7 protein-coding genes and 1 pseudogene are annotated in these 6856 nt (G+C 57.7%); 3 read left to right on the forward strand and 5 right to left on the reverse strand.

Annotated features, from left to right (window positions below; all coding sequences use genetic code 11):
* Window positions 1-320: 320 nt before the first annotated feature.
* Window positions 321-842: a lactoylglutathione lyase gene (gene gloA, locus F8N21_RS29600; protein WP_150645500.1), complete on the reverse strand. Its 522-nt coding sequence runs from the start codon at window positions 840-842 to the stop codon at window positions 321-323.
* A gap of 199 nt (window positions 843-1041) precedes the next feature.
* Between gloA and F8N21_RS29605 the strand changes: the two genes are divergently transcribed.
* A complete protein-coding gene (locus F8N21_RS29605; protein ID WP_150645501.1) occupies window positions 1042-1578 on the forward strand; it encodes a DUF4946 domain-containing protein in 537 nt (178 codons plus the stop codon).
* Window positions 1579-1776: 198 nt separating this feature from the next.
* Here the strand turns inward: F8N21_RS29605 and F8N21_RS29610 are convergent, their stop codons facing one another.
* Both F8N21_RS29610 and F8N21_RS29615 read right to left on the reverse strand, forming a co-directional pair.
* Window positions 1777-2136 carry a histone-like nucleoid-structuring protein, MvaT/MvaU family gene (locus tag F8N21_RS29610; RefSeq protein ID WP_150645502.1) on the reverse strand — a complete coding sequence of 120 codons (360 nt, stop codon included), beginning with the start codon at window positions 2134-2136 and terminating at the stop codon, window positions 1777-1779.
* A 244-nt stretch (window positions 2137-2380) separates the two neighbouring features.
* The gene (locus F8N21_RS29615) at window positions 2381-2563 is read right to left on the reverse strand and encodes a hypothetical protein (protein ID WP_150645503.1); all 183 of its coding nucleotides are present in this window, start codon (window positions 2561-2563) and stop codon (window positions 2381-2383) included.
* Between the two features lie 192 nt (window positions 2564-2755).
* Here F8N21_RS29615 and F8N21_RS29620 point away from each other — a divergent pair.
* Both F8N21_RS29620 and hppD read left to right on the forward strand, forming a co-directional pair.
* Window positions 2756-2929: pseudogene (locus F8N21_RS29620) on the forward strand (EamA/RhaT family transporter); the annotation flags it as partial.
* Between the two features lie 291 nt (window positions 2930-3220).
* Complete coding sequence (hppD, locus tag F8N21_RS29625) at window positions 3221-4297, forward strand: 4-hydroxyphenylpyruvate dioxygenase (protein ID WP_150645504.1); 1077 nt, start codon at window positions 3221-3223, stop codon at window positions 4295-4297.
* Window positions 4298-4428: 131 nt separating this feature from the next.
* Here hppD and rarD read toward each other — a convergent pair whose 3' ends face one another.
* Together rarD and F8N21_RS29635 are read right to left on the reverse strand one after the other, a co-directional pair.
* Entirely contained in the window at window positions 4429-5310 is an 882-nt protein-coding gene (gene rarD / locus F8N21_RS29630; protein ID WP_150645505.1) for an EamA family transporter RarD, read from the reverse strand.
* A 309-nt stretch (window positions 5311-5619) separates the two neighbouring features.
* Window positions 5620-6633 (reverse strand): aldo/keto reductase, encoded by a 1014-nt coding sequence (locus tag F8N21_RS29635; protein WP_150642620.1) that lies wholly within the window; start codon window positions 6631-6633, stop codon window positions 5620-5622.
* Window positions 6634-6856 lie beyond the last annotated feature (223 nt).

The raw sequence follows: 6856 nt of genomic DNA on the forward strand, positions 1-6856 counted from the left end.
AAAAGATCGCAGGCTCCGCCAGCTCCTACAAAAGCCGCGCTCGACTCGGTCCCGTAGGAGCTGCCGCAGGCTGCGATCTTTTGATCTTGCTTTTGGGCAGTCTCCGAAACTGTTAAAAGATCGCAGGCTCCGCCAGCTCCTACAAAAGCCGCGCTCGACTCGGTCCCGTAGGAGCTGCCGCAGGCTGCGATCTTTTGACCTTGCTTTTGGGCAGTCTCCGAAACTGTTAAAAGATCGCAGGCTCCGCCAGCTCCTACAAAAGCCGCGCTCGACTCGGTCCCGTAGGAGCTGCCGCAGGCTGCGATCTTTTGACCTTTGATTTACATTGCCGCCGGCTGAATGATTTCGACCCAGTAGGCATCCGGGTCCTTGATAAACGCCAGGCTCTTCATGCGGCCGTCGTTCAGGCGTTTCTGGAAATCGCAGCCCAGGGCTTCGAAACGCTCGCAGGCGGCACGGATATCCGGCACCGAGATGCAGATATGACCGAAGCCGCGCGGATCGGTATTGCCGTTGTGATAGGCAAAATCCGCGTCGTTCTCGGTGCCGTGGTTGTGGGTCAGTTCGAGGATGCCGGGAATCGATTTCATCCACTCGGTACGCTCGCCAGCATCAGCCGGGATCTGTGCCTTATCGACCAATGCGAGGAAGTACAGGCTGAACTCGGCTTCCGGAAAATCGCGTTTTTCCACCAGGGAAAAGCCCAGGATGCGCGTGTAGAAATCCAGCGAACGGGTGATGTCCTTGACCCGCAACATGGTGTGGTTGAAGACGAATTTCCGGGTGGCCGTATCAGGCTGGGCGGTGACGCCCGGGAAAGTGTTCAATTCGTGCAGGCTCATGGGCCCTCCAGAGAATAAGTGGGGCAAACGGCGCCCGGAATCACCAGCCGTTCCCTGGCTGGCGATTGACCGGGCTTCCTTGCAGTGGGCCAATGATACGCAACCGTTGCCGGCAGCGCCAAATCAAAACCATGGAGCTATTGCCGGGTAACGTTTCGGGGCTCAGACTTTGTTGTTCGACCCTGGAGTGCGCACTGCAATGATCCGACCCGGTAAATCCCTATTGTTGTTGCTGGGCCTGATGCTCGGTGGCGTCGGCGTGCATGCGGCGGATCCCGTCATTACCTGGCCCGAGGGCTGGGAAGTTGAAGTCCTGACGCCAACTGATGCAACGGGCGAGTCGCCAGCCAAAGTGTCCAGGCAGCGAGCAGTGAAGAACGACCCGGGCGGGGCGCCGGTGATGGTCATGGAGTTGACCATGACTCAAGTTGAGCCCGGGCATCAGGTGAATCTGCAAGGAGTTTTGCTGGAAATGCGCAAGTCGCTGCAGAAGGATTTCGTTCTGGGCGGTTATCAAAGTGTCTGCAACAAGATCCACCCGGCCACATTGAGTCGACTGTCGGCGCTTGAAACCACCTGCACTGTCACGCAGAACGGTCTGCATGTACTGTCGCAAACACTAGTCGCCGCGCTGGATGGCGATAAAGCTTATGTTTTTTCCTATGCGGGACAAGCCCAGGCTTACGCGGCGAGCCAGGATGAGATACTGGTTGTACGAAACAATCTGAAACTTTAATTATTCGTTGAATAAGCGCGGTTTTTTTGCACCGACACCGACACCGGCATCGGCGGTCAACTAGTCGATGGCATTTAGTGCAAGGTAGTGGAGCTGCCGGGCGTTTCTAACGGGATCGGCAGTCCTCGTTAGATGGAGTGCCGGCTTGAACGAAAAGGCCCCGCAGATGCGGGGCCTTTTTTTAGCTGGCACAGTTGCTCAGGCACGCAACCAGGATTCGACGGTGGCGGCACCGTACTGTTCCTTCCAGGCTTTCAGGCCGCGGTGATTGCCGCCCTTGGTTTCAATCAGTTCACCGGTGTGTGGGTTGTGATAGACCTTGACCACCCGGGCCCGGCGGGTTTTCGGAGCGGTCGCCAGCTGGCTGGCTCGCGGGTTTGGATCGAGGATGGCGATAATGTCGCGCAGGCTCTTGCCGTAGGATTTCATCAGGCCCTGGAGCTTTTCTTCGAACTCGATTTCTTTCTTGAGCCCGGCGTCATTCTTCAGCGATTCCAGCTGCGCGAGCTGTTCTTGAAGGGCCTTTTCAGCGGCGCGGAATTCAGCGAGTCTGGACAATCTCTTTACTCCAATAGTGTATTTGGCTGATACCAACTGCAACAAAGCTATAAGCCAAGAGCCTTAGGACGACTCGGTGATAATGGCTCACCTTTCAATCTTGCACAGGCAGGAAAAATTGTAGTAGTTAATGCGTCCAGAGTAAATCATGTCTTTTTCTTCAAGTGCCAAATAAACCACGCCAATGCACTGCGCCCCTGCGTCAAGTGCAACATGACGGCGCTTGTCCGCTAAACGTCGCTAGTTAATATTTACTTAATGCCCGGATAAACTCATCCGCCGGCATGGGTCGTGCAAATAGATAACCCTGCAGGAACTCCACGCCTTGTGCGGCAAGGTAGTCGCGCTGCTGGATTGCAGGAGCAGCCGTACGGCGTTCCGTTTGCTCGCGATGGTCGTTGACGATAACGCGGGAAGTCAGATGCACCTCAGCGCTCTCAGGTTTTTCGCGAGCAAGCTCGCTCCTGGGAGCGCTCCCAAAAAGATCGCAGCCTGCGGCAGCTCCAACGGGGTAGGTGTACACACGGGATTCGGGTGTACGCGGTCGGCGTAGGAGCTGCTGAAGGCTGCGATCTTTTCTGCGACCGTCAGATACCCCAGCCGTCGCCCCGAGAGTCCTGTGAGCGCCGATATAAAAGCTGCTCCAATCGAATCCAATATCCCGGTCTACCTGAAACTGGCCACCGTCACCATGATCTGGGGTGGAACCTTTGTCGCCGGACGCTTCCTCGCCGATTCGCTGAACCCGTTGCTCGCCGCGAGCCTGCGCTTTCTGCTGGCCAGTCTGGCATTGGCAACAAACCCCTTGCGCGGACGTCGAGAAAAGGGATTTGATAGAGAATGAGGACAAAGGGTTTTACGCTGTGTAGAATCGGGTTACGCATATAAGAATAAGTCTTCTGGCAACAGAGGCCTCGCCCGTACGAGAATGGGTCGACATGAAGCTACTAGGGTTCCAACTGATTTTCGGTGATTTCCTTGCCCGCAGCGTGCGGGGGATCTCCTGTGCGCCGCCCGCGGCCTTCAGCATTGATAGCAACTAACGAATCCGTTAATTCCAGCTGTTAATTATGAGGCGCCAACCATGGCAGATTTATACGAAAACCCAATGGGCCTGATGGGCTTTGAGTTCATCGAATTCGCATCGCCTACACCCAACACCCTCGAACCGATCTTCGAGATCATGGGTTTCAGCAAAGTCGCGACCCATCGCTCCAAGGCGGTGCACCTGTATCGTCAGGGCAATATCAACCTGATCCTCAACAACGAACCCCACAGCGTCGCTTCGTACTTCGCCGCCGAGCATGGTCCGTCGGTGTGTGGCATGGCGTTCCGGGTCAAGAATGCCCAGCAGGCGTTTGCCCGTGCCCTGGAACTCGGCGCCCAGCCGATTCACATCGAGACCGGCCCGATGGAACTGAACCTGCCGGCGATCAAGGGCATCGGCGGCGCGCCGCTGTACCTGATCGACCGTTTCGGCGAAGGCAGTTCGATCTACGACATCGACTTCGTGTTCATCGAAGGCGTTGACCGCAACCCGCAAGGCGCGGGCCTGAAAATCATCGATCACCTGACCCACAACGTGTATCGCGGGCGCATGGCGTATTGGGCGAATTTCTACGAGAAGCTGTTCAACTTCCGCGAGATCCGTTACTTCGACATCAAGGGCGAGTACACCGGCCTGACCTCCAAGGCCATGACCGCCCCGGATGGCATGATCAAAATCCCGCTGAACGAAGAATCGTCCAAGGGCGCCGGGCAGATCGAAGAGTTCCTGATGCAGTTCAACGGCGAGGGCATCCAGCATGTTGCTTTCCTCACCGACGACTTGCTCAAGACCTGGGATCACCTGAAGAAGATCGGCATGCGCTTCATGACCGCGCCGCCGGAAACCTATTACGAGATGCTCGAAGGCCGTTTGCCGAACCATGGCGAACCGGTCGAAGAGCTGAAATCGCGGGGGATTCTGCTGGACGGTTCGTCCGAGTCGGGCGACAAGCGCCTGCTGCTGCAGATCTTCTCGGAAACCCTGATGGGCCCGGTGTTCTTCGAATTCATCCAGCGCAAAGGCGACGATGGTTTCGGTGAAGGCAACTTCAAGGCGCTGTTCGAATCCATCGAACGTGACCAGGTTCGCCGTGGTGTGCTGAGCACCGACTGATCGGTCGCGCTGCCACCACCGCCAAAAGATCGCAGGCTGCGCCAGCTCCTACGCCGACCGTGTCCACCCGTGATTGATCGGGTGTTCACAACCCCCCGTAGGAGCTGCCGAAGGCTGCGATCTTTTGATCTTCAGGGTCGGCGATGCCGGACCAGGTGTTTAAACCCTTCAAACACCAACACCACCACCGCCAACCAGATCGGAATGTAAGTCAGCCATTCTCCCGGGCCGATGCTTTCTCCCAGCAGCAGCGCAACGCCGAGCAACAGCACCGGTTCGACATAACTGAGCAACCCGAACAGGCTGAAGGCCAACAACCGGCTGGCAATGATGTAGCTCACCAGCGCCGAGGCACTGATCAGCCCGAGCACCGGAATCAACAAGTAAAGCCATGGGTGTTGCCCGACCACGCCAAAACCTTGCTCACCGCTTTGCACGAACCATAACGCCACCGGCAGCAGCAAGGTCATGTCGAGCCACAGCCCACCGAGATTGTCCGTGGCCAGGCGTCGACGCAGCACGAAATAGGTCGGGTAGCCGAGGGTCACCAGCAAGATCGGCCAGGAAAAGCTGCCAGCCTGATACAGCTCGTTGATCACCCCGAGCAAGGCGAAGAACACCGCCACCTTCTGCAGGTACGAAAGACGTTCGCCAAAGACGACCCGACCGGTCAGGACCATGGTCAGTGGCAGCAGGAAATAACCCAGGGAAACATCCAGGCTATACCCGTTCAGCGGCGCCCACATGAACAGCCAGAGTTGCGCCCCGACCAGTGCCGAAGAGACCAGCAGCCCCAGGCCCAGGGCAGGTTGGCCGACCAGGCGTTTGACCAGTGCGACCACATGCTTCCATTCCCCCGAGGCGAACATGAAGACGGTGATGCACGGCACGGTCAACAGCATCCGCCAGCCAAAAATCTCCATCCCGCTCAGCGGCGCAAGCAGCGACGTATAGAAATACATGACGGCGAACAGCACCGATGACAGAACCGATAGAGCAATACCTTTGGACACACTGTCCTCGCGTGAAATGGAGTGGGTTGGGGATGAGGGCGGAGGATAACGGTTTTGGCGAAAGAATATCGCTGATCCGGGGCTGATCGGCCGTGCTGCCTTAGTAGATAAGGCACCAATCCGTAGCAGCTGGCGAAGCCTGCGTTCGGCCGCGAAGCGGTCGCAATACAGCAAACGCGTTTCTACAGGAGGAATGCGGTTGCGGGTTTTACGACTGCTGCGCAGCCGAACGCAGCCTTCGGCAGCTGCTACGGGTAATGAACCTGAAATTCCTTAACTGACCGGCATAGGGGCTTGCCCGCGAAAGGCTTAAGTATTGCGCGGTACCCGCCCAGAAACAAAATGGCTGACATCATTGAACCCCGGGGTAGAGGCGTGCCCCGGTGTCACCAGCGAGTCGATAAAGGCTTCGTCTTCGGCAGTGATCTTCACCGCCAATGCCTGGGTGTAGGCATCCCACTGTTCTTCGGTGCGCGGCCCGACGATGGCCGAGCTGACCGCCGAATTGTTCAGCACCCAGGCGATGGCGAATTCGACGATACCGACGCCGCGCCCCAGGGTGTATTGCTGGATCTGCTGGGCAATGCGCAGGGACTCGACCCGCCATTCGGTTTCCAGGATGCGTTTGTCCTGGCGTCCGGCGCGGCTGTTGACGTCCGGTTTGACATCCGGCGCGTATTTGCCACTGAGCACCCCGCGAGCCAACGGGCTGTAAGGCACCACACCAAGACCGTAGGCGTGGGCGGCAGTGATCTGCTCGGTTTCGGCCTGGCGATTGACGATGTTGTACAGCGGCTGGCTGATCACCGGCCGGTCGACCCCGAGTTTTTCCGCCACGCGAATCACTTCGGCAATCCGCCAGCCGCGATAGTTGGACAGCCCCCAGTAACGGATCTTGCCCTGGCGCAGCAAGTCGCCAATGGCCGACACGGTCACTTCCAGCGGCGTGTTGTGGTCTTCGCGGTGCAGGTAGTAGATGTCCAGATAGTCAGTACCCAGCCGGGTCAGACTGGCGTCGATCGCATTGAAGATATGCTTGCGGCTCAAGCCACTGCGATTCGGCACGCCGTCCACCGGACCGAAACCGACCTTGGAGGCGACGATCCACTCCTGACGCCGGCTGGCAATCGCTTCACCGACAATTTCTTCGGAACGGCCGTTGGTGTAGACGTCCGCGGTGTCGATGAAGTTGATGCCCTGGTCCCAGGCCTTGTCGATGATCCGCAAGGAATCCTCGGTGCTGGTCTGTTCGCCGAACATCATGCTGCCCAGGGTCAGGGTGGAGACTTGCAAACCGGATTGGCCGAGGGGGCGATAGCTCATGTTCGAAATCCTCTTTCGGAGTTGAGTGCGGGCAGACGCAAAAATGAGGTTCTTTATTACACCGTTCTGCGTTCCCTCTCAATCCTGCCAGCGCATACAAATACCGAGCACAGGGTTTGCGGACTTGAGCGCGTAATCTCATCTCACATAACCACTGGCGTAAATCCAATCTCCACCACTGGCGTAAATCCAATCTCCCGTAGCAGCTGGCGAAGGCTGCGTT

It is taken from the genome of Pseudomonas fluorescens (genome assembly GCF_902497895.1).
Lineage (GTDB): Bacteria > Pseudomonadota > Gammaproteobacteria > Pseudomonadales > Pseudomonadaceae > Aquipseudomonas > Aquipseudomonas fluorescens_BP.